This is a genomic window from Micromonospora lacuserhaii (assembly GCF_036902735.1).
Lineage (GTDB): Bacteria > Actinomycetota > Actinomycetes > Mycobacteriales > Micromonosporaceae > Micromonospora.
Window position 1 is genome coordinate 21158 of the sequence record NZ_JBAKHO010000036.1, and the last position, 21066, is coordinate 42223.

The 21066-nt window shown below is 71.1% G+C and carries 21 protein-coding genes; 5 read left to right on the forward strand and 16 right to left on the reverse strand.

Annotation, left to right across the window (positions count from 1 at the left end; all coding sequences use genetic code 11):
- Positions 1-154 precede the first annotated feature (154 nt).
- Together V6U81_RS20650 and V6U81_RS20655 are read left to right on the forward strand one after the other, a co-directional pair.
- Positions 155-373 (forward strand): DUF2933 domain-containing protein, encoded by a 219-nt coding sequence (locus tag V6U81_RS20650; protein WP_334491504.1) that lies wholly within the window; start codon positions 155-157, stop codon positions 371-373.
- Positions 374-457: 84 nt separating this feature from the next.
- Complete coding sequence (locus V6U81_RS20655; RefSeq protein ID WP_334491536.1) at positions 458-676, forward strand: SHOCT domain-containing protein; 219 nt, start codon at positions 458-460, stop codon at positions 674-676.
- A 21-nt stretch (positions 677-697) separates the two neighbouring features.
- Here V6U81_RS20655 and V6U81_RS20660 read toward each other — a convergent pair whose 3' ends face one another.
- Both V6U81_RS20660 and V6U81_RS20665 read right to left on the reverse strand, forming a co-directional pair.
- Complete coding sequence (locus V6U81_RS20660; RefSeq protein ID WP_334491505.1) at positions 698-1813, reverse strand: sensor histidine kinase; 1116 nt, start codon at positions 1811-1813, stop codon at positions 698-700.
- Positions 1810-2502 carry a response regulator gene (locus V6U81_RS20665; protein WP_334491506.1) on the reverse strand — a complete coding sequence of 231 codons (693 nt, stop codon included), beginning with the start codon at positions 2500-2502 and terminating at the stop codon, positions 1810-1812. The genes V6U81_RS20660 and V6U81_RS20665 overlap by 4 nt, the downstream gene beginning before the upstream one ends.
- A gap of 153 nt (positions 2503-2655) precedes the next feature.
- Between V6U81_RS20665 and V6U81_RS20670 the strand changes: the two genes are divergently transcribed.
- Positions 2656-4179: a multicopper oxidase family protein gene (locus V6U81_RS20670; RefSeq protein ID WP_334491507.1), complete on the forward strand. Its 1524-nt coding sequence runs from the start codon at positions 2656-2658 to the stop codon at positions 4177-4179.
- 18 nt (positions 4180-4197) lie between these two features.
- Here the strand turns inward: V6U81_RS20670 and V6U81_RS20675 are convergent, their stop codons facing one another.
- From V6U81_RS20675 to V6U81_RS20720, 10 genes are all read right to left on the reverse strand, one after another.
- On the reverse strand, positions 4198-5199 hold the full coding sequence (locus tag V6U81_RS20675; RefSeq protein ID WP_420884051.1) for a C40 family peptidase: 1002 nt from the start codon (positions 5197-5199) through the stop codon (positions 4198-4200).
- A 144-nt stretch (positions 5200-5343) separates the two neighbouring features.
- Positions 5344-6753, reverse strand: coding sequence for an NADH-quinone oxidoreductase subunit N (locus V6U81_RS20680; RefSeq protein ID WP_334491508.1), 1410 nt, complete (start codon positions 6751-6753; stop codon positions 5344-5346).
- Positions 6754-6756: 3 nt separating this feature from the next.
- Positions 6757-8247 carry a complex I subunit 4 family protein gene (locus V6U81_RS20685; RefSeq protein ID WP_334491509.1) on the reverse strand — a complete coding sequence of 497 codons (1491 nt, stop codon included), beginning with the start codon at positions 8245-8247 and terminating at the stop codon, positions 6757-6759.
- Between the two features lie 5 nt (positions 8248-8252).
- Positions 8253-10091, reverse strand: a complete 1839-nt coding sequence (locus V6U81_RS20690) for a proton-conducting transporter transmembrane domain-containing protein (RefSeq protein ID WP_334491510.1) — start codon at positions 10089-10091, stop codon at positions 8253-8255.
- Complete coding sequence (locus tag V6U81_RS20695) at positions 10088-10390, reverse strand: NADH-quinone oxidoreductase subunit NuoK (protein WP_030504358.1); 303 nt, start codon at positions 10388-10390, stop codon at positions 10088-10090. The genes V6U81_RS20690 and V6U81_RS20695 overlap by 4 nt, the downstream gene beginning before the upstream one ends.
- Positions 10387-10950 (reverse strand): NADH-quinone oxidoreductase subunit J, encoded by a 564-nt coding sequence (locus V6U81_RS20700; protein WP_334491511.1) that lies wholly within the window; start codon positions 10948-10950, stop codon positions 10387-10389. Before V6U81_RS20700 ends, V6U81_RS20695 begins: the two co-directional genes overlap by 4 nt.
- 1 nt (position 10951) lies before the next feature.
- Positions 10952-11884 carry a complex I subunit 1 family protein gene (locus V6U81_RS20705; RefSeq protein ID WP_334491512.1) on the reverse strand — a complete coding sequence of 311 codons (933 nt, stop codon included), beginning with the start codon at positions 11882-11884 and terminating at the stop codon, positions 10952-10954.
- Complete coding sequence (locus V6U81_RS20710) at positions 11877-13109, reverse strand: hypothetical protein (protein ID WP_334491513.1); 1233 nt, start codon at positions 13107-13109, stop codon at positions 11877-11879. Before V6U81_RS20710 ends, V6U81_RS20705 begins: the two co-directional genes overlap by 8 nt.
- Entirely contained in the window at positions 13100-13444 is a 345-nt protein-coding gene (locus V6U81_RS20715) for an NADH-quinone oxidoreductase subunit A (protein ID WP_334491514.1), read from the reverse strand. Before V6U81_RS20715 ends, V6U81_RS20710 begins: the two co-directional genes overlap by 10 nt.
- 293 nt (positions 13445-13737) lie before the next feature.
- Positions 13738-14910 carry a glycoside hydrolase family 3 protein gene (locus tag V6U81_RS20720; RefSeq protein ID WP_334491515.1) on the reverse strand — a complete coding sequence of 391 codons (1173 nt, stop codon included), beginning with the start codon at positions 14908-14910 and terminating at the stop codon, positions 13738-13740.
- A 293-nt stretch (positions 14911-15203) separates the two neighbouring features.
- On the opposite strand from V6U81_RS20720, the gene V6U81_RS20725 reads away from it, so the two are divergent.
- The gene (locus tag V6U81_RS20725) at positions 15204-15968 is read left to right on the forward strand and encodes a hypothetical protein (protein WP_334491516.1); all 765 of its coding nucleotides are present in this window, start codon (positions 15204-15206) and stop codon (positions 15966-15968) included.
- Between the two features lie 148 nt (positions 15969-16116).
- Here the strand turns inward: V6U81_RS20725 and V6U81_RS20730 are convergent, their stop codons facing one another.
- From V6U81_RS20730 to V6U81_RS20740, 4 genes are read right to left on the reverse strand one after another with little or no spacing between them, the layout of a single operon-like run.
- Complete coding sequence (locus V6U81_RS20730) at positions 16117-16542, reverse strand: hypothetical protein (protein ID WP_334491517.1); 426 nt, start codon at positions 16540-16542, stop codon at positions 16117-16119.
- Between the two features lie 11 nt (positions 16543-16553).
- Positions 16554-16859 carry a metal-sensitive transcriptional regulator gene (locus V6U81_RS29210; protein WP_420884050.1) on the reverse strand — a complete coding sequence of 102 codons (306 nt, stop codon included), beginning with the start codon at positions 16857-16859 and terminating at the stop codon, positions 16554-16556.
- Positions 16856-17542 (reverse strand): methyltransferase family protein, encoded by a 687-nt coding sequence (locus tag V6U81_RS20735; RefSeq protein WP_334491518.1) that lies wholly within the window; start codon positions 17540-17542, stop codon positions 16856-16858. Before V6U81_RS20735 ends, V6U81_RS29210 begins: the two co-directional genes overlap by 4 nt.
- Before the next feature lie 21 nt (positions 17543-17563).
- Positions 17564-20302, reverse strand: coding sequence for a heavy metal translocating P-type ATPase (locus tag V6U81_RS20740; RefSeq protein WP_334491519.1), 2739 nt, complete (start codon positions 20300-20302; stop codon positions 17564-17566).
- A gap of 148 nt (positions 20303-20450) precedes the next feature.
- Between V6U81_RS20740 and V6U81_RS20745 the strand changes: the two genes are divergently transcribed.
- Complete coding sequence (locus V6U81_RS20745) at positions 20451-20660, forward strand: DUF2933 domain-containing protein (protein ID WP_334491520.1); 210 nt, start codon at positions 20451-20453, stop codon at positions 20658-20660.
- Positions 20661-21066 lie beyond the last annotated feature (406 nt).

Consider the following 21066-nt stretch of genomic DNA (forward strand, 5'->3'; position numbering starts at 1 on the left):
GCAAGGCGGCTGATGCGTGGTCTTGAGCGCTTCCTGTTACCGCTACCCGGAGGGGGTAGGACCTTCGACCGTACGGCCGGGGCCGGTAGGCGCTGCCGCCCGCCGGAACCCGGGAGCAGGCTCGGTCTGGGAGCTACGAGAAAGGAGACCGGTGATGAGGCGACATCTGCCGCTGTACGTGACCGCCTTGGTGATCCTCATCGTGGGGGCGCTGGCGATCGGCGTGCCGGCACGTTCGGTGGCGTACGGGCTGCTCGCGCTCGCCTGCCCGCTGATGATGCTGTTCATGCACGGCGGCCACGGTGACCACAGCGGTCACTCCGGTGGCGGCGAGCGCCACGGCCCGTCGGAGACGAATTCGTCGGCCAGGTGACCCGGCAGCGGCGACGGGTATGCCGGCGACGCCGTCAGGTCCAGGAGAACAACAGGGTCCGACAGTGGAAAGGACGTGACCTACATGCATGATGGCAACGGTTGGTTCTGGCCGATGGGTCTGATGATGGTCGGCTGGCTGGTCCTGGCCGTGATCATCGTCGCGGCGGTCTGGCTCGCGGTCGGCACCGGCCGACGCGCGACGGGCCACGGCGACTCCGCCCGGCGGATCCTGGCCGAGCGCTACGCCCGTGGCGAGCTGGACGACGAGGAGTACCGCCGCAGGCTGGACGGTTTGCGCTGACGAGCTCCCCCACGCGCTTCGTCAGCTGCGTGCGGCGGGCCCTGCGCCGGGCAGGGCGACGGTGAACGTCGCGCCCCGTCCGGGGCCCTCGCTGGCGGCGGTGATCCTGCCGCCGTGTTGGGTCACGATCGCGCGGGCGACGGCCAGCCCGATGCCCGATCCCCCGTGCTCGCGATCCCGGGCGGCGTCCGCCCGGTAGAAGCGTTCGAAGACGTGCGGCAGGTGCTGCGCGTCGATGCCGTCTCCCGTGTCGGTGACGCTGACGCGCACCTCGTCGGCAGCCCGGGTGGCGTGCACGCTGACGCGTCCGGTGGGTGGGGTGTGGCGCAGGGCGTTGTCGAGGAGGTTGCCCAGCACCTGCCCCATCCGTACCGGGTCGGCGTCGACCACTCCGACGTCCGGTGCCACCTGCTCGTGCAGGGTGAGGCCCTTGGCCGCATACCGGGGCCGGGCGGCGGCCACGGCAGCGCTGACCAGCTCACCGACGGCGACCGGTCGGGGGCGCAGGTCGAGTTGGTGCTCCTCGGCGCGGGACACCGCGACGACGTCCTCGGCCAGGCGGCGCAGCCGGGTCGTCTGCGCCCGCAGCACCGTCCAGGTGTCCTCGCCCTCGACCGCGATCCCGTCCTCGGCCGCGTCCACGTACGCCTCGATGGTGGCCAACGGAGTACGCAGCTCGTGGCCGAGGTCGGCCAGCAGACGGCGACGGGTCGCCTCCGCGTCCGCGAGACGGGCGGCCATGGTGTTGAAGGCGGCGGCGACCGTGTCGAACTCCGGACCGAGGCCGGGACCGTTGACCCGTGCCGCGTAGTCGCCCCGGCTGACGTCCGCGGCGGCGGTCGCCAACTGGGTGACCGGTCGGGCGAGGCGGCGGGCCAGGTAGGCACTGACGGCGAGGGCGGCCAGCAGCGATACGGCGATCGCGACCCCCAGGGCGAGGGCGCTGGCCGAGGCGTATGCCTGCTCGACGTGGTGCGCGGTGCCCGGGTCGACCGGGCCGCCAACCCGCCGCAGGTGGCTTCGGAAGATCGCCGGCCCGACCACGGCAGCCACCAGACCGAGGGTTCCCGCGCCGACGAGCACCACGAGGGCCTGGGCGGCGAGAAGCCGGCCCGGAAGTCCCAGTTGTCGTCTCATCCCCGCCCCATTCGGTAGCCGATGCCGCGGACGGTGCGGATGAACCGGGGCCCGGCGGGGTCGTCGCCGAGCTTGCGGCGCAGGTGGGCGATGTGCACGTCGACGAGGTGCTCGTCGCCGACCCAGTCGGCACCCCACACCGCGTCGATGAGCTGCCGGCGGCGCAGCGCCGTGTCCGGCTGCGCGGACAACGCGGCCAGCAGGTCGAACTCCGTACGGGTGAGTTCCACGGGCTGCCCGTCGACGCACACCTCACGGCCGGCGAGGTCGACCCGCAGCCCGCCGACCGTCCGGGTCGACTGCTCCGCGGCTGGGGCCACGGCGGCGCGGGGACGGCGCAGCATGGCGCGGATCCGGGCGACGAGTTCGCGCGGGCTGAACGGCTTGGTCACGTAGTCGTCCGCGCCGACGCCGAGGCCGATGAGCTTGTCGACCTCCTCGCTGCGGGCGGTGAGCATGACCACGTAGCAGTCGGTGAACGTGCGGAGCTGGCGGCAGACCTCGATGCCGTCCAGGCCCGGCAGGGCGAGGTCCAGCACCACCACGTCGGGCCGGTCCCGCCGGACGGCCGCGACCGCCGACCGGCCGTCGAAGACGCAGCTCACCTCGTGACCGTCGCGCTCCAGATAGCTGGCGACGACCTTGGCCAGGCTGCGCTCGTCGTCGACCACCAGCACACGTACACCCATGGGGCCAATCCTGCCCTGCCGGTCAGGCCGGGTGGATCCAGGTCACCGGCGACCGCTCATGAAGATTCACTGAAGAAAGCCGTGCGACGTGGCCGTCGGCCCGCGGCGAAGGTCAGGCTGCAGACAGGGTTCCTCGCAGCCGAAGGAGCAGCCATGTCCCCCACCCTCACCCGCCGACGACTGCTGGCCGGAATCGCCGGCACGGTTGGTATCGCCGGGACGGCCGGCGCCGCCGCCTGGGCCGGCGGGCTGTTCGACCCCCGTCTCGTGGCACCGGGCGGGGACCTGGTGGCCCGGACCGAGGCAGCGCGACGGCGGGCCGGCGTCCGCACCGTGTCGGCGAGGCTCAACCCGCGCCCGGTCACCCTCGACCTCGGCGGCCGGCAGGTGCAGACCTGGGGCTACCAGGACTCCGCGCCGGGTCCGCTGCTGCGCGCGCGGGCCGGCGACGTGCTCCGCGTCGAGGTGGCCAACGGTCTCGCCACCGAGACGAGCGTGCACTGGCATGGTGTCGCGCTGCGCAACGACATGGACGGCGTGCCCGGAGTGACCCAGCGCTCGATCGGTGCGGGCGGAACGCACACCTACGAGTTCACCGCCCCTGACCCGGGCACCTACTTCTACCACCCGCACTCGGGAGTCCAGCTCGACCGCGCTCTCTACGGGGTGCTCGTGGTCGACGACCCGCACGAGGCCGGCCGGTACGACCAGGAGTGGATCGTGGTGCTCGACGACTGGGTCGACGGCACCGGCCGCACCCCCGACGACGTGTTGGCGTCGCTGCAGTCGATGGGCGGCCACGGCGACATGGCCGGCATGGCCGGCATGGACCACGGCGGCATGAGCGGCATGTCGATGGGCGGCATGGAGACCATGACCTCTCCGCTGCTGGGTGGTGCCGGGGACGTGGTCTACCCGCACTATCTGATCAACGGCAGGTCGCCGGCCGCCCCGGTGACCTTGACCGGTCGACCGCGCCAGCGGGTGCGGATCCGCATCGTCAATGCCGCGTCCGACACCGCGTTCCGGATCGCCCTCGGCGGCCACCGCCTCACCGTCACCCACACCGACGGCTTCCCCGTCACCCCCACCACCTGCGACGCCCTGGTGCTCGGCATGGGTGAACGGGCGGACGTCACCGTAGACCTCGGCGACGGCGTCTTTCCCCTGGTCGCGGTCGCCGAGGGCAAGAACGGCCAGGGCGTGGCCGTAGTCCGCACCGGCGCGGGCAGCACTCCGGGCGCGACCGTCCACCCCGCGGAACTGGACCGCCGAGTGCTGCTCACCGGCGGCCTAAGCCCAGCCGACGCCGTCAAACTGGAGCGCCGTACGGCCGATCGGGTGCACCGGCTGGAGCTGGGCGGCTCGATGATGCCCTACCGGTGGACCATCAACGGCACCACCTCCGACAGGCTCGACCCACTGGTGGTTGGCCAGGGCGAGCGGGTGCGGCTCGAGTTCGTCAACCAGAGCACGATGTTCCATCCCATGCACGTGCACGGCCACACGTTCGCCGTCACCGACACCGGCGTCCGCAAGGACACGGTGATCGTGGTGCCGAAGCAGACCGTCGCGGTCGAGTTCGACGCGACCAACCCGGGCCAGTGGATGACCCACTGCCACAACATCTACCACGCCGAGACCGGCATGATGATCAACCTGGCGTACGAGGAGTAAGGGCCGGGCGTCCCCGGCTCAGGTGACTCGACGGAAGCCGGCGACCGGCATGTAGTTGATGCTGAGGACGTTGACCGGCTTACCGGCCCGCGGCGCGTGCACCATCAGGTCGTTACCCAGGTACAGCCCCATGTGGTGCAGGTCGCTGTAGAAGAAGATCAGGTCGCCGGGGCGGGCGTCGGCCCGGGACACCGGCCGGCCCTCGCTCCACTGCGCGCCGGTGAAGTGGGTGAGCGAGATACCCGCGGCCTTGTAGGCGTACTGGGTGAGCCCGGAACAGTCGAAGGCGTCCGGGCCGTTGGCCCCCCAGACGTACGGGTCGCCGACCTGCTGGCAGGCGACGCGGATCGCCGTCTGCACGGCGCTGCTGACCACGCCGCTGATGGTGGGACAGCCCGTGACCTTCACCGTCGTCTTCGGCAGCGACGCGGTCAGGCGTTTGATCTCGGCGTCGATCTGCTTCTTCTTGGCCGCCAGCTCGTTCTGCTGACGGACCTGGGCGGCGATCAGCGCGTCGAGCTTCTGCTTCTGCGCGTGGTACCTGTCGCGAATCGCGAGCACACCGGCGAGCTGCTTGCGCTGCTGCCCGGCGAGCCGGTCGAGGATGACCAGCTGCTCGCCGAGCGTGCCCGGCTTCGTGGTGGTCAGCAGGGCACCGAGTTCCTGTGAGGGCCCCGACATGTAGTAGCGGGAGGCGAGAGCACCGATCTGGTTCATCGCCAGCGCGGACGCCAACTCGAGCGGGGCCATCTTCTTCTCAAGCTCCGCCGACTTGATGCGGTTGGCCTTGAGCTGGGCGCGTACCTTGTTGTAGCCCTCGATGGTGGGCTCGAGTTGTTCCCACTGCTTGTCGATCTGCGCTTCGATCTCGTCCGCCGAGGGCGCCGCGTGGACCGGTGCCGCCAGGAGCCCGGCGCCGAGCGCAGCGGCCGCGAGCAGGACGACGACGAGGCGGGCCAGCCCGCCGCGACGGACGGGCGGGTGGCTCGCGGGGGGACGGCGAGGGGGCAGGGATGCCACCAGCACGGACTCCTTCTGACCTTGGGAAGCGGGCGGGGCTGCGCGGTAGCGGCCCCACCCGCGGCGGGTTCGCCCACATCCTTACCTACTATCGACCGATAGTTGAAGAGGGGACGGTCCGAGCAGCCGAAGTGTCACCGAGGGCTAGCGGCTGACCACGTACCAGAGGGGTCCGGCCACCAGCCCCAGCGCGAGGCTGACGGCCGACGCGGCGATGGCCGTCAGCGCCGTGACGCGCCGCAGGACCGCCTCGGAGGTCACCGCCGAGTCGCCGGGCTCTCGGTACACGGGAACGATCCAGCGCAGGTAGTAGAAGAGGCTGAGCACACTGTTGACGAACACGACGACGGCGAGCCATGCGTACCCGCCGTCCCAGGCGGCGGTCGCGGTGGTGAGCTTGCCGACGAACACCGCCGTCGGCGGGGTGCCCACCAGTCCGAGGAGGGCGACCAGCAGGGCCGCGGCGAGCCCCGGCCGCCGGTCGGCCAGGCCCCGGAAGTCGGTGAGGTCGCGGTGCTCCGGAAGGGCGGCGGTGACCGCGAACGCGGCGATGTTCGTCACCGTGTAGCCGGCCAGGTACAGCAGCAGCGACGGCAGAGCCAGGTCACTTCGTCCAATGGCCACGATGGGCACGAGCAGGAACCCGACCTGGCTGACGGTGGACCAGCCGAGCAGCCGGCGTGGGTCCGACTGCCAATAGGCAGCCAGGTTTCCCAGGGTCATGCTGACGGCTGCCACAACAGCCACCGCGACCGCCCAGGACACAGAGGCGGGAAGGACGCCGGCGAGCCGGAAGACGGCGATCAGCGCGCCGATCTTCGGAACGGTGGTCAGGAACGTCGCCGCGGTGGCCGAGGTGCCCTGCGCGGCGTCGGGTACCCAGAAATGCGCGGGCACGCCGCCGGCCTTGAACATCAGCCCCGCGAGGAGAGCCACCGCAGCGACCGCGACCGCCCCGCGGGGCATGTCCGGCAGGCGCTGCGCAAGTTCGGGATAGTTGGTGGTGCCGGACAGGCCGGTCAGCACGGTGACGCCCAGCAGGAGCAGGATCCCGAACAAGGCGCCCAACAGGTACGTCTTCAGCGCGGCTTCGGCGCCGGCAGCGGTGTGGGCAAGACCGATCAGCGCGTAGAGCGGGATGCTGGCGAGCAGGAACCCGACGGCGAGGGCGAGCAGGTCGTTCGCCCCGGCGAGCAGTACAGCGCCGGCGGTGGAGAAGAGCAGCAGGGCGTACGTCTCGCTCTCGCGCGCCGTGCCGGAGATCTCGTCGGCGGCGATCGCCAGGATGAGCAGAGTGCCGGACGCCGCGAGGATGCGGGCGATCCCGGTGGCGGTGTCGACGGCGAACGAGTCGTCAAAGGCGCTCGTCGCCGGCCTGCCCAACTGGATCGCGGCCACGACGATCGTGGCGACGAGCACCAGGGCGGTGAAGACCCGGATGATCCACTGCCGGTGGCGGGGGACGAAGGACCCGCCGATCAGTGCGGCGAGCGCGCCGCCGGAGAGCAGCATCTCGGGGGCCAGCAGCAGCGGCCGCATCATCTCCGTCTCCACCGGTCACCGCCCGAGCAGGCCGATGACGGCGTGGGCGGCCGGTTCGACGACGTCCAGCAGCGGACGGGGCAGCACTCCGATCAGCAGGGACAGCAGTAACAGCGGACCGACCGACCACAGTTCCCGGGCGCGCAGGTCGGCGAAGCCGATGGAACGGCCGGTGGTGTCGCCGGTGAAGACGCGTTGCAGCGCGCGGAGGAACAGCGCCGCCGAGATCAGGATGCCGAGGACCGCGACGGCGGTGACCGGGGCGGCGGCGACGCTGCCGGTGAAGATCTGGAACTCGGCGATGAAGCCGGAGAACGCCGGCAGGCCGAGGGAGGCGAACGCGCCCACGGCGAACAGCACCGCGAAGGCCGGCGCGGGTGCGGCGAGCCCGCCGAAGTCGCGCATGTCGTAGGTGCCGGCGCGGTCGCGCAGGACACCGGCGAGCAGGAACAGGGCACCGGTGATCAGGCCGTGGCTGACCATCTGGGTGACCGCGCCGGCGACCGCCACGCCACGGGCCTGGGCGGTGTCGGCGGCGACCAGGCCGGCCACGCCGACGGCGAGGACGATGTAGCCCATGTGGTTGACCGACGTGTAGGCGATCATGCGTTTGACGTTGGACTGGGCCAACGCCACCAGCGCCCCGTAGAGCACCGACACGACGCCCACGACGATGATCACCCAGGCCCATGCCCGCCACGCCTGCGGCAGCATCGGCATGGCGATCCGGACGAAGCCGTAGGTGCCCATCTTCAGCAGCACCCCGGCGAGGACCGCCGAGCCGACGGCCGGCGCGTCGGTGTGCGCGGGCGGGAGCCAGGTGTGGAACGGCACGGTCGGGGTCTTCACCGCCAGGCCGAGCAGGATCGCCGCCAGCACCAGTCCACCCGCGACCGGCCGGCCCTGCAGCGGCGGCGTGGCGGCGAGTTGCGCCATGTCGAACGTGTGCGGGGTGGCTGCGACGTACAGGCCGATGAAGCCGACGAGCAGCGCCAGCGAGCCGAGGAAGGTGTAGAGGAAGAACTTCAGCGCCGAGTGTGCGCGGTTGCCGTGGCCCCAGCCGGCGATGACGAAGTACATGCCGACGATGGACAGGTCGAAGAAGACGAAGAACAGGATCAGGTCGGCGGCGACGAACAGGCCGAGGCTGACGCTCTGCAGGAACAGAAGGAGTGCCGCGTGAGCACGGGGCCGGTGCCGCTCGCGGAGCGCGTACACCGCGCAGGCCAGGAAGATCACGGCGGTCATCGCCACCAGCGGCAGCGAGAACCCGTCCACGCCGACGTGGTAGCTGCTGTTCACGCCCGGAATCCAGGCCGCCCGCTCGGCGAACGCCAACTCCCCGGGCGGCGGAGTGTCGTAGCGCGCCCAGACGACGGCGATGAGCCCGAGATCGACGGCCGCCACGGCGACCCAGGTCCGGCGCGCGACGGTGTCGCCGACACGTGGCACGGCGGCCAGCGCCACGGCGGCGATCAGCGGCAGGAAGACGATCAGACTGAGCAACGGCTTCAACCCCACACGACGAGGACGACGACGGCGGCGACGAGCACGACCACGGCCTGCAGGTAGTACTGGTGCAGCTGGCCGGTCTGCGGCCGGCGAGCGAGCTGCCCCAGCCGGCGAGCTCCGGCCGCGAGCCGTTCCACGGTGCCGTCCAGCCACTGGTCGTCGATGCGGCCGGTCCGACCGGCCAAGCGCAATGCCCCGGCCGAGACGAGTTCGACGCCGCGGTCGAGGAAGTGGTCGTCGAAGCGGGCGAGCGCCTCGGCGCAGCGCAGGGTCGGACGGACGACCAGCACCCGTACGGCGGCTTCCAGGCCCAACCACCGCAACGCCCACCTCGGCTCGGGGACCCGGCGGTTGGCGACGAGCAGCAGGACGGCCAGGGCGAGTACGGCCGAAACGGCAAGCTCGACCGCGGAGGCGTGGAACCCGCCGGGCTGCCCGACCGCCCGGGCGAGCACGGCGCCGACCGGCGGCAGGGCGAGCAGACCGGCGTAGGCGGCACCGACGGCGAGGATCACCAGCGGGGCCTGCTGCAGGCCGGTGACACGCCCGGCTTCCGCCTGGTCGCCGTCGCCGCGCCGGGGTCCACGTCCCCAGATGACGACGAGCAGCTTGCCCGCGTACGCGGCCGACAGCGCCGACGCGGCCAGGCCGATCGCGTACAGCCCGGGCGACTGTTCCAGGACCCGGGCGAGGACGGCGTCCTTGGTCGCCCACAGCGACAGCGGCGCGATCCCGGCCAGCGCCAGCGCCCCGGCGGTGGCGGACCAGCCGACGATCCGCCACCGGCCCACCACGCCGCGCAGGCCGATGAGCTGCGTGGTGCCCAGCGCGGTCAGCCACGCCCCTGCCGCCAGGAACAGCAGCGCCTTGGTGGCGGCGTGCGCGACCAGCTGGGCCGCGCCGCCGGCCACCGTGCCCGCGCCGGCGGCCATCACCACGAACCCGAGCTGAGCGGCGGTGGAGGCGGCGAGAAGCTGCTTGACGTCCCGCTGGGCGACCGCCACCGCGCCGAGCAGCAGCGCGGTCAGACCGCCCACCCACATCGCCGCCGGGGCGGCCCAGCCGGTGGCGGCGAGCAGTGGTTGCACCCGCAGCAGCAGGTAGCCGCCCATGGCCACCATGGCCGCGGAGTGCAGGAGGGCGCTGACCGGGCTCGGGCCGGCCATCGCCCGGGACAGCCAGAAGGAAAAGGGCAGTTGCGCGGCCTTGCCGAGCGCGGCGGCGAGGATCCCGGCGGCGGTGACGTGCCGCCAACCGGGGCTGCTGTGGGGCAGGTCGGCCAGGGTCAGGCCCGCGCCGCCGGCCAGCGCGGCCCCCGCGGCGACGTACAGGCCAAGGTCCGCCGAGCGGGTGGTGACGAACGCGGTCAGGCCGCCGGACACGCGCTCGGCGTCTCGCCACCAGAACCCGATCAGCGCGTACGAGGCGGCGCCCATGATCTCCCACGCGAACAGCAGGGTGGGCAGGGTCGCGGCGGTGACGGTGAGCGCGGCGGAGGCGGCGAACAGCAGCATCAGGCCGTGGAAACGGGCCTGCGAGCGGCGGATCTCCCCGGCCGCGGCGGTCAGCACCAGCAGGGTCACCACGGCGAGCATGGGCGCGAGCAGCGCGGCGAGCCCGTCGACGGTGAGCGCGAAGTCGACGCCGGCCATGAACGGCACCGCGACGGTGGGTCGGGACACCGCGACGACCACCGACAGGACCACCGAGGCGGCGGCGACGGCGAGCGAGACGGGCGCTGCGGCCCGCTCGGCCCGCCGGTTCGTGGCCAGCAGGGTCCCCGCCACTGCCGGGAGGGCGACCAGTGACCAGAGGGCCGCCTGCGCGAGTTGGCTCATCGGGACAGGTCCGCGGCCATGTCGGTCATGTCGGTACGCCGCACCCGGTGCAGGTGGGTGGCCACGGCGAAGCCCATCGCCATCTCGACGGTCATCGCGACGATGATGATCAGCAGCAGCACCTGCCCGGAGGGGTCGGGGGCGAGGAACCACCAGAAGCCGGCGGCGGCCAGGATGAGGCCGTTGAGCATCAGCTCCAGCCCCATCATCACCATCACCACGACCTGCTGGGACAGCGCGCCGTAGAGGCCGACGCTGAACAGCGCCGCCGCGACGAGCAGCACGGTTTGCAGGGTCATCGGCCGACACCTCCCGGCTGGGGGTCGTCGGCCGGCCGGCGGCGCAGGTCGTCGCCGAACCGGTCGTAGCGGGTCCGGTGGGCGGCCAGCACGACGCCGGCGACGATGGTGGCGGCCATGACGGCGCCGACGCCGGCCATCGTCAGCATCTTCGGGCCCATCAGCTCCTCCCCCAACGCCTCGGTGACGTCGACGGGCGGGGTGCCGCGCCGGGTGGGCCACGGCACGAGGAGCGCCCCGGCGGCGAGGAGCACGAACACGCCGATGGACACCGCGAGGGCGTGACGCTTGTCGTGGACCATGCTCATCGGCATCAGCGCCGGATTCATGCCCATGAACATGATCATGTAGACGGCCATGACGGCCATCTCCATGACCATCATCAGGATCGTCACCACGCCGACGTAGTTCTGCTGCATCAGCAGCACCTGCAGGCCGACGGCGATGAACGACACGGCGAGGGCGTAGCTGGCGCGGGCCATCGAGTTGACGACGAACACGGCGGCGCCGGCGAGCACGCCGACAACCGCCAGGGCCCAGAACGCGATGTGGGTGATCACGTCAGCTCCTCGCAGCGGCGACGACCGCGACGATCAGGTCCTGCAGCAGCACCGCGGGAAGCAGCACGATCCACCCGGCCTCCATGAACACGTCCGGCCGCACCGCGGGTAGGCGGCGGCGCAGCCACACGAAGGCGGCCAGCAGGACGAGGGTCTTGATCAGCACCCACGCCCACGCGGGCAGCAGCGGGCCGGAGCCGCCGCCGAGGAACATCGGCACCGCGAACGCGGCCCCGGCGGCGAGCAGCGCGTACCGACCGCCGGAGAACAGCAGCCGGTCGACGCCGGACAGCTCGGCGGTCACGCCGCCGGCCACGTCGGCGCCGAGGGCCGGGGAGAAGGGTCCCCAGACAGCGATGGCCAGGACTCCCAGGCAGAACACGACGAAGGCCACCGGCATCCAGACGACGAACCAGAGGCCCTGCTGGGCGGCGGCGATCTTCCCGACGTTCAGGCTCGACGCGCCGACCGCGGGCGCCACGAGCGCGAACATCAGCGGCAGCTCGTAGGCCAGGCCGTGGGCCAGGAACCGGTAACCGCCGACCAGGGAGTGCGTCGAGTTGGCGCCCCAGCCGGTCAGCCACACGAACGCCCAGGCCAGGACGTCCATGGCGGTGAACCAGATCACCCCGACGTCGAGGTCGAACAGCGTCCACCGCCCCAGCGGCACCACCGTGATGATCATCAATGCCATCAGAAGAAGTCCGGCACCGCCGATGCGCCACAGCAGGCCGTCAGCCGCGACCGTGGTCCGTCGCCGCTGGCGCATCAGCCGGGCCACCTCACCGAACGGCTGTCTCAGCCCTGATGAGCTTGTGCCAGTTGTCCGTGCGGTCAAGTACCCGTCGAAGCAGGCGGCCGCGGCCGCCAGCAGTCCGAGCAGCGCGGCGGCGGCCAGCGCCCACCCGGCGGGAAGCACGGTGACTTCAGGCATGGGTCACCTCGCGGTCCACGACGAGGGGGTCGAGGTCGAGACTGGCGACGATGAGGCGGGCCGTGGCGAGGTCCCACCCGCGTACCAGATCAGGGATCGCGTCGACGGGTACGCCGGACGACGGGCCGGTCGGGCGCTGGCCGGCGATGCCGCCCGCAGCGCGGTCGAGCATGGCGAGCAGCCGGTCACGGACGTCGCCGGTCATGGCGTCCGGCAGGTCGCGGTCGGCGGTCTGCTGCACGTCCAGCGGTCCGACGCGGCGCAGCGACCACCGCAACGACCGGGACCGGCCCACCATGCGACGGAGTCGGTGGAGTTCCCTCGCCGGCCCGTCACGGTCTTCGGTGAAGAGCAGGGCGTCCCGGATCCGGCGAGCACGGGAGGCGGCATGGTCCCAGCCGGCGAGCCCCAGGAGGCTGGCGGCGTTGTCGCAGCGTCGAGCGGCGAACCGGCGCGGGTCCTCGGACGCGGGCCGGGCTTGCGCAGGTGCGGCGGGATCGTCGACGCCGACCAGGCTGGTCTCGGCATCGACGATGGCGTCGCCCTGAAGGGTGCAGCGCAGGACGAGACCCGCCGGCCAGTACGCCAGGACGGGGCCGAGTCGCAGGTGCAGGAGATCCATCTCCAGGCCGTCGCGGTCTTCGCCGCCGCCGGCCAGCGGAATGCCGCCGGGGGCCATGTCCATGCCCCCATGCGCCATGCCAGCGTGTCCCATGCCGCCGTGGCCCGCGTGACCGCCGTCCCCGCCGCCGTGGTCGGCGTGCTCAGCGCCGCAATGCGGCCGTTCGTGGGAGTGGTCGTGGCCGTGCGCCTCGTGGGGAGCGTGGCCTTCGTGTGGGTGACGCTCACCGGGTTGGGCCTGGCCGGGCGCGGCGTGGTCGGGTGACCGGTCACGGCTGTCGGCCCGCTGCCGGGTGAGGTCGAGCAGGTCCTGCTCCGCCGCGAGGAGGGCGGGCAGGACTGCCTGCGGGGATTCGAGCTGGATGCGGGCGCGCGGGCCGGGCAACTGCTCCCACAGCCGATGCAGCGGCTCGGACAGGTGCGGGCATGGCGGGCCGCAGACGGCCAGGATGTCGGCGTCCGCCGGGGACAGGGCCAGCCGCCAGCCCCGGGCAAGGACGTGCCGCTCGACCGCGGCCCGCGTCAGCCAGTGCCCTGGTACCTCCGCGACGAGCACATGCGCGTGCCGGACGGCGATCCGACCCAAGGCTTCGCTCAGGCCCACCGCAGCGCGCCTTCCCGCCAGGCCCAGAGGACCGCCACGAAGACTCCGCCGAGGAAGACGAACATCTCGACGATCGCCGTGGCACCCAGCCGGGTGACGACCACCGACCACGGGTACATGAACAGCATCTCCACGTCGAAGGCGAGGAACAACAGCGTGGCGAGGTACCACCGGACGTGGTAGCGCGCCAGGGCGTGCTCCTCGGGTCGCCACCCGGATTGGAACGGCAGGCTCTCCAGCGGCGCGGAAGCGATCGCCAGAGCCCGATGGGCCAGGTACAGGCCGGCGACGATGAGCACGGCCACCAACGCCATGCCCGCTGCCCCTGCGTACATTCCGCTCCTCGTTCGCGCTGCCGATCCCCCACCTGCCAGCCGGGCGCCCGGCGATCCGGACCGGGCCGTCGCCTCCTCCGTTCACCGTTGACCTCGTCAGGCACCCGTGCGTGTCCTCGGCGGAGAGTGTCGGCCGTCCCAGGATGGACCGGTCACGCCTCGGCGTGTCGAGCCAACGAGTACGCGCCGATGCGCACGGGTCACCTCATCCACTTGTACTATCACGGAGTAGTAGCAGCCCGCCTGATGTGCCGCCAACGCCTCCACCGGCTGAGCCGGCGAGAGCATGTCGGTCAGCGTCTGGGGCGGAGGGAATCCACTCGCGTGACGGACTGGTCGATGCGGTCCTCGCTGACGCGTCCGCTCCGAACGAGACCGACGATCGCGTCGACCGTCTCCTCGACGGCGCTCTGGTTGTATACCTGCTGATTGGCGAAGACGAGCAGGTCGAGGCCGGCCTGCAACGCCAGAGCAACCGCCTCGGCAGCGCCGTACCGTTCGGTGATCGCCACCGCCTGCATGTCGTCGCTGACGACCGGCCCGTGCCACCCGAGCCGGCCGCGCAGCAGACCGGTCACGGTGGCGGTCGACAGGGACGCCGGATACGCCGGGTCGAGCTGACTGTTGAGCACGTGCGCGGCCATGACCGAGTCGGCGAGGCCGGCCCGGATCAGCCGCTGGAAGGGTTCCAGTTCCCTCTGCCGCCAGGTGCCGCTGACGTCGACGACCTCGAAGTCGGTGTTTCCGGCGGCACTACCCGATCCGGGGAAGTGTTTGAGGCTGGTCTTGACACCAGCCGCGCGGTGAGCCTGGATCTCCTCGGTGGCGTTGACGACCACCACGTCCGGGTCGGCGGAGAAGCTGCGGCCGAGCTTGCCGATCGCTCTGCTGTCGGGATTGATGTTCACGTCGACGACCGGGGCGTAGTTCAGGTTGACCCCGATCCGCGTCAGGCTGGCCACCAAGCCTCGCGCCCATTCGCGGGTGACCGCCGGTGAGTTCTTCGCGCCGATTTCGGCTTCCGACCTGGTGGCGGGGAAGCCGTTGCTCGGGTTGAGGCGGGAGGTACGGCCACCTTCCTGGTCGATGGAGACGATGAGCCGGCCGGGCGAGGCCTCTTTCAGGGTTTTCACCAGGCGAGTGACCTGCTCGGGCGAGCGGATGTTGCGCACCGACTTGGTCTCCAGGTCCTGATCGAAGAGGATGACGCCGCCAAGGCCGTCCCGCACCGCCTTGATGAGCCAGTTCGGGGCCTGGGTGCCTCGGAAGCCGACCACGAGCAAGCCGGCGATCTTCCGCCGCAGTGCGGCCGCGTCCCCTCGTGATGTGCCGGACGGCCGCGGGCCGCCCGTCGGCCGCGAGGTCGAGGACGTGGCGCGGTGCGACTCGCAGCCGACCACGGACGCCACGGCGGCGGAGCCGATTCCGGCGAGCAGCAGTCGCCGGGGCAGGTGCAGGCTGTCCACCCTCGCACGCTATGGCCCATCCCCGCCTCGTGCGCGCTTACCGACGAGACGTCATCCGCTGGTGGGACATCCTCTCGGCTTCAGGTTGAGGGCGTCTACTACCGCAGACACGACCGTCAGGACCGACGGGCTGATCTCTCCGCTCGCCGCCGAGGAGACGGGCCGGGTACACCCCCGGCACCCACCGTGCGAGCCGGCGACAATCTACGATGATCACCTAGTATTGCCAGGCATCAATATCGGTGAGAATCTATGGTTGTCCGCTATCCCCCTCGGACCACCAAGGAGTCTCCATGCGATCCCGGCTGCTCGCCGTTGCCACCGCCACCGCAGTGGCAGCCCTCGGCCTCGCCACCCCCGCCCACGCCAGCCACTCCTGGGGCAACTACCACTGGGCTCGGACGGCCAACCCGTTCACCCTCAAGCTGGACAACAACGTCGACTCCAGCTGGAGCAGCTACCTCAGCACCGCCTCATCCGACTGGACTGCCTCCAGCGTCCTGAACACCACCGTCGTCACCGGCTCCTTCGGCAGCCGCAGCAGCTGCACTCCAACCACCGGCCACGTCGAGGTCTGCAACGGCTTCTACGGCGGCACAGGCTGGCTCGGCATCGCTTCCATCTCCGTCACCACCGGAAATCACATCAGCGCTGCCTACGTGAAGGTCAACGACACCTACTTCACCCAGTCGACCTACAACACCCCGGCCTACCGCCGCATGGTCATGTGCCAGGAGGTCGGCCACACGTTCGGCCTTGACCACCAGGACACCAACCAGACCAACACCAACCTCGGCACCTGCATGGACTACACCCGCAATCCGGCGGGGCCGCCGAGTAACGAGCACCCGAACTCGCACGACTTCACGCAGCTGCAAACGATCTACAGCCACCTCGACTCGTTCAACACCCCGACCCTTGCCCCCGCGCTCGCCGGAGCGTCGCGGACCAGCTGGGGCAAGCGAGTAAGCGGCGCGGAGGGTCACGGCGTGACGACCTACGTGCGCGAGACCGGTCGGGACAGCTACACCGTCACACGGGTCATCTGGGCCGGCTGATCACGCACCGCCTCGGACCAGTCTGGGGCCGCGCCGCTGAGCGCGCGGCCCCAGATCTGCGTACGTCCCATACCTGTCCCACCACCGGCTTGATCCGGCCTGCAACCGCCGTCAGTGGTTCTCACAGACAGTTGGGTCGCGGGTGAGGTCACGAGCCGTGGTGGCCGGTGTGGTCGGTCGGGGCTGGCGCTGGGCCTTCACCGCCGCCCGAGGATGCGTCTTCGCCACCGCTGATCAGCGGCCCGACAACGAAGGTGGACAGCGCGAACATGGCCGCGAACACCACCAACGCGATGCTCGGTGCCCACCAGCTGTTGAAGCGACGCCGTAGCCGCCAGAGCATCGGCACCGAGGCGACGAGGCCGAGGACGCCGAACAGCACCGTACCGCCCGCGCCGGCGACCAGCGCCGTGCCGGCCAGCACGCCCACGTGGTGGAGAACGTGCGGAGCCAGGCCGACCAGCGCGCCGATCGCCCCGACGAACCCGCTCCACAGCGCGCGCAGTCTGCCGGGGATCACGACCCGCGCCGCGCGGACCGGTGCCGGTGCGGGGTGGGAGTGAAGGTGAGTCATGAGGTCTTCTCTCATCGGGCGTGGACGTATCGTCGAACGGTGGCCGTGAGGTCCGTGACGGCTCGCCGGGTCTCTGCGTCGAGAGCCTGTCGATCGCAGCTGACGGCGTGTTCGTCGAGGATTGACAGTGCGACGGCGTCGAGTGCTCCCCGCACGGCGGCGATCTGGTCGAGGATCTCGGCTGGGTGCCGTCCGGCCTCGTACATGGCCAGTACACCCCTCAACTGTCCAGCGGCCCGCCTCAGCCGATTGGCGACCAGCCGCTCCGCCACCGTGGGCCGTTGACGGTCGCGGTGGCCGGTCCCTGTGCCGCTCATGACCGTCCGCCTCTGTGCTGGCGGTAGTTCGGACGGTCGAGCGAGGGCGTGGCCGGTGTCCGGCTCAGCCGCGGAACGAAGGCCGGGACGCGTCGGGCGTAGGCGAGCCAGGCATCACCGAACCGCGCGGCCACGTCCCGTTCCTCGGCTCGGGCCAGGCGCAGGTAAACGGCGAGCAGGATCGGGAACATCACCAGGGTGGGGATCGTCGGCCACTGCAGCAGGAAACCGATCATGATCAGCAGGAAGCCGTCGTACTGGGGGTGACGGACGTGGGCGTACGGGCCGGTCATGGCGAGCCGATTGATGCGGGCCGCCTCGTGCAGTACCCGCCACGCGGCCGAGATGAGCCAGAACCCCGCGCCGATCAGCACGTAACTGGCCAGATGAAAAGGACTCAGGTGCGGGTCGCCGGTCCACCCGACCAGGTCGTTGAACAGGTGTCCGCCGGCGTGAGTGGCCCGCAGGGCCGGGAAGCGGGAGCCGAGCCAGCCGGAGAGCAGGTAGACGGTCAGAGGAGCGCCGTACATCTCGGTGAACAGGGCGAGCAGGAAGGCGGTGAACGCGCCCATGGCGCGCCAGTCCCGGCCGGTACGCGGGTGGAAGAAGCTGGCGGCGAAGAGGACGAACAGCGCGGTGTTCAGAATGACCAGGGGCCACAGCCCGTAGGCGGTGTCAGCCATGGCGGTCTCCCCTCACAGCGATCAGGAGCGGTGTCCGCCGGCGGCGGCCGGGGCACGGTGATGGGACTGTCCGGCCCAGGTGTTCGCGCAGGTGGCGGAGCAGAAGTAGGCGACGGTGCCGTCGGGCTGATGCAGGACGTGGGCGGTGTCGGGGTCCACTGGCATTCCGCACACCGGATCGATCTGGCTCGCGTGCTCGTCGGTCGCGGCTGCCGTGTCCGCCCTGCCTGCCCCGGTGGGTTCGTGGGGTGTCTCGACGTCAGGCTGCACGGCGATGTCCGCGGCCGCTGGCAGCGGCGGGACGGTGTACCGGCGCAGCCGGTTGGCGTTACCCACCACGGACAGCGAGCTGAGCGCCATCGCGGCGGCGGCCAGCATGGGCGACAGCCGCCAGCCGAACAGCGGGTAGAGGGCGCCGGCAGCGACCGGGATACCGATTCCGTTGTAGGCGAGGGCGAAGAAGAGGTTCTGCCGGATGTTGCGCATGGTTGCGCGGGAGAGCCGGATCGCGGTGACCACGCCGGTGAGCGAGCCGGAGATCAGGGTGATGTCGGCGGCTTCGATGGCGACGTCGGTGCCGGTGCCGATGGCGAGTCCGACATCGGCGGCGGCCAGGGCCGGAGCGTCGTTGATGCCGTCGCCGACCATGCCCACGCGGCGCCCCTCGCCCTGTAGCCGGCGGATCTCGTCGGCCTTGTGATCGGGTAGCACCTCGGCCAGTACCCGCCGCACGCCGACCTGCGCGGCGACTGCGGCGGCGGTACGGGCGTTGTCGCCGGTGAGCATGACGACCTGGATGCCGAGTCGATGCAGGGCGGCGATGGCGGCTGCCGAGTCTTCCTTGATGGTGTCGGCCACGCCCAGCACTCCGGCCGGTTGCCCGTCCACCGCCGCCAGGATCGGGGTCCTGCCGAGCGCGGCCAGATCGGCCGCTATCGGGCTCAGGCCGTCGGTCAGCACGCTCGCCTCGTCCAGCAGCCGGGCGCTGCCGACGAGGACGTGCCTGCCGTCGATGGTGGCGCGGACACCCTTGCCGGTGACGGATTCGAAGGCGTCGACGGTGGCCGCGGGCAGGCCCTGGGTCCGGGCACCGGCCACGATCGCGGCGGCGAGCGGGTGCTCGCTGTTGGTTTCTGCGGCGGCCACGACAGCGAGCAACTCGTCCTCAGTCAGCTGGCCGGTCGCGTGGACGTCGGTGAGAGCGGGCCGGCCGGCGGTCACGGTGCCGGTCTTGTCCAGCACGACGGTGTCCAACCGGTGTGCCGTCTCCAGCGCCTGCGCGGAGCGGATGAGGATGCCGGCGTGAGCTCCCTTCCCCGTCCCCACCATGATCGACAGCGGGGTTGCCAGGCCGAGCGCGCAGGGGCAGGCGATGATCAGCACCGCGACGGCGGCGATGAGAGCCATGGTCAGGGCGGGTGGTGGGCCGACGACGAACCACGCGGCGAACGTGACGATGGCAAGGGCGATGACCGCGGGCACAAAGTAGCCGGAGACGGTGTCGGCCAGCCGCTGGATGGGCGCCTTGGAAGCCTGCGCCTGCCGGACCAGCCGCACGATCTGCGCGAGCATGCTGTCGGCGCCCACGCGTGTCGCCCGTACGCGCAACGCGCCCGTGCCGTTGATGGTCGCGCCGATCACCGTGTCTCCGGCGCGGCGGAGGACCGGGAGGGGTTCTCCGCTGATCATCGACTCGTCCACGGCGGAGGAGCCGAAGAGCACCACCGCGTCGACGGGGATCTTCTCCCCGGGTCGCACCAGCACCTCGTCGCCAACTGTGACGTCCTCGAGAGGGATTTCGGTTTCGATGTCGTCGCGGATCACGCGGGCGGTGCGAGCCTGCAGGCCGAGCAGGGCGCGGATGGCCTCACCGGTGCCCGCCTTGGCACGCGCCTCGAGCAGCCGGCCGAGCAGGATGAGGGTGATGATGACGCCGACGGCCTCGTAGTACACCCCCCGCGAACCGGCGGGAAGCAGGCCGGGCGCGACGGTGACGAGCAGGCTGTAGCCGTACGCGGCGATGGTGCCGAGAGTGATCAGCGAATTCATGTCGGCCGCCCGGTGCGCGAGGGTGAGCCACCCGGTGCGGTGGATCGGCCAACCCGTGTAGAGCATGACCGGGGTGATGAGGGCGAGCTGGAGCCAGGGCTCACGCAGTAGTCCAGGCACCCACATCACGCCGAACAGCTCATGCGCCATGACGGCGAACAGCACAGGAGCGGTCAGGACCGCACCGACCAGAACACGGCGCGTCAGGTCAACCAACTCTTCATGCCGTTGCTGTTGCTCGGGCTCGTCACCACCGACAGGGTTCGGCGGTGACATCCCCACGGCGCCGGCCGGGGACCGCTCATCGGCGGCCTTCCCGTGCGGTGCGCCGACAGGCGACGGTTCCACGACCAGCGCGCCCCGGACCATGTTCATGCCGCAGGTGAAGCTCACCGTTCCCGCCTGCTGGGGCGTGAACCGGACCGGTGTCTGCCGGTGTGCGGGTAGAGCGGCGCTGACCCCGAGGTCGGCGAACACCACCTGGCTGCTGCAGTCGCCGGTTTCCTGCCGGTCGAAGACGATCTCTACCGGCTCGCCCTGGCGAACCTGGATCACGTCTGGCTGATAGCCGCCCCGTACGGTCACCCGTATCCGCTGGACACCGTCGGAGAGCTCGGCGCGGTGGGCGCGACGAGGTGCGAAGAAGTACCAGCCAAGGACACCGATGGCCACCACCGCGACGACCACCACCACCAGATCGACAACGTTCACGACGGCCTCCTCACCTACGAGTCCAGGCTCCGATACCGGTACCCGGCGGGGGTAGGGACCTTGGACCCGAGGTCGGGGGCCCTGCGGCCGTCGATCGGGTGACGGCGCGGGCGCATCGTGAAGCTGCAGGGACTGAAAGGAGACGACGATGAGACGCCAACATCTGCCGCTGTACGCGATCGCCTTGGCTCTGGTGGTGGCCGGGGCCCTTGCCGTCGGCGTGCCCGCACGTTCGCTGACTTTCGGCCTGCTGGCGCTCGGCTGCCCGTTGATGATGTTGTTCATGCACGGCGGCCACGGCAGTCAGGGTGAGCACCAGGAAACGCCGCCGTCGTCCAAGACGACGGACCCACGGTGAGGTGAGGTCGGGCCGGGGAGGCGACGTCTCCGAGCCGCGGGCGCGACTGGATGTTGCGCCCGCGGCTGCTGAGCCGATTCCGGCCAGCAGCAGTCGGCGGGCAGGTGCCCGATCTCCGGCGCGCACGCTACGACCAAGCCCAGATCAAACCTTGACTTCGGGCCGAGCTGACGCCCGCTCGTCGGGTTCGCCTGTCCCGCGATGTTGGCTGGGAGCGGATGTAGGGCCCTTCGGCCTGTCATGGACAGGGCATTACTCCATGACCGAGGCAGGAATTACCGAGCACCTTTGTCCGTAGCTTGCGGGACCGGCTCGGCTGTTCTTCACGGTTGTCCCCGGTTGACGCGAGCCCGAATCCGGCGCCTGCCCCGTCAATGCGGGTCATCCGCGTCGTTCATGCGAAGGA

Coding starts and splice junctions, on each gene's coding strand:
- V6U81_RS20650 (WP_334491504.1), top strand. CDS start 155: ATGAGGCGACATCTGCCGCTGTACGTGACCGCCTTGGTGATCCTCATC.
- V6U81_RS20655 (WP_334491536.1), top strand. CDS start 458: ATGCATGATGGCAACGGTTGGTTCTGGCCGATGGGTCTGATGATGGTC.
- V6U81_RS20660 (WP_334491505.1), bottom strand. CDS start 1,813: ATGAGACGACAACTGGGACTTCCGGGCCGGCTTCTCGCCGCCCAGGCC.
- V6U81_RS20665 (WP_334491506.1), bottom strand. CDS start 2,502: ATGGGTGTACGTGTGCTGGTGGTCGACGACGAGCGCAGCCTGGCCAAG.
- V6U81_RS20670 (WP_334491507.1), top strand. CDS start 2,656: ATGTCCCCCACCCTCACCCGCCGACGACTGCTGGCCGGAATCGCCGGC.
- V6U81_RS20690 (WP_334491510.1), bottom strand. CDS start 10,091: ATGAGCCAACTCGCGCAGGCGGCCCTCTGGTCACTGGTCGCCCTCCCG.
- V6U81_RS20695 (WP_030504358.1), bottom strand. CDS start 10,390: ATGACCCTGCAAACCGTGCTGCTCGTCGCGGCGGCGCTGTTCAGCGTC.
- V6U81_RS20705 (WP_334491512.1), bottom strand. CDS start 11,884: ATGCCTGAAGTCACCGTGCTTCCCGCCGGGTGGGCGCTGGCCGCCGCC.
- V6U81_RS20715 (WP_334491514.1), bottom strand. CDS start 13,444: ATGTACGCAGGGGCAGCGGGCATGGCGTTGGTGGCCGTGCTCATCGTC.
- V6U81_RS20725 (WP_334491516.1), top strand. CDS start 15,204: ATGCGATCCCGGCTGCTCGCCGTTGCCACCGCCACCGCAGTGGCAGCC.
- V6U81_RS20730 (WP_334491517.1), bottom strand. CDS start 16,542: ATGACTCACCTTCACTCCCACCCCGCACCGGCACCGGTCCGCGCGGCG.
- V6U81_RS29210 (WP_420884050.1), bottom strand. CDS start 16,859: ATGAGCGGCACAGGGACCGGCCACCGCGACCGTCAACGGCCCACGGTG.
- V6U81_RS20735 (WP_334491518.1), bottom strand. CDS start 17,542: ATGGCTGACACCGCCTACGGGCTGTGGCCCCTGGTCATTCTGAACACC.
- V6U81_RS20745 (WP_334491520.1), top strand. CDS start 20,451: ATGAGACGCCAACATCTGCCGCTGTACGCGATCGCCTTGGCTCTGGTG.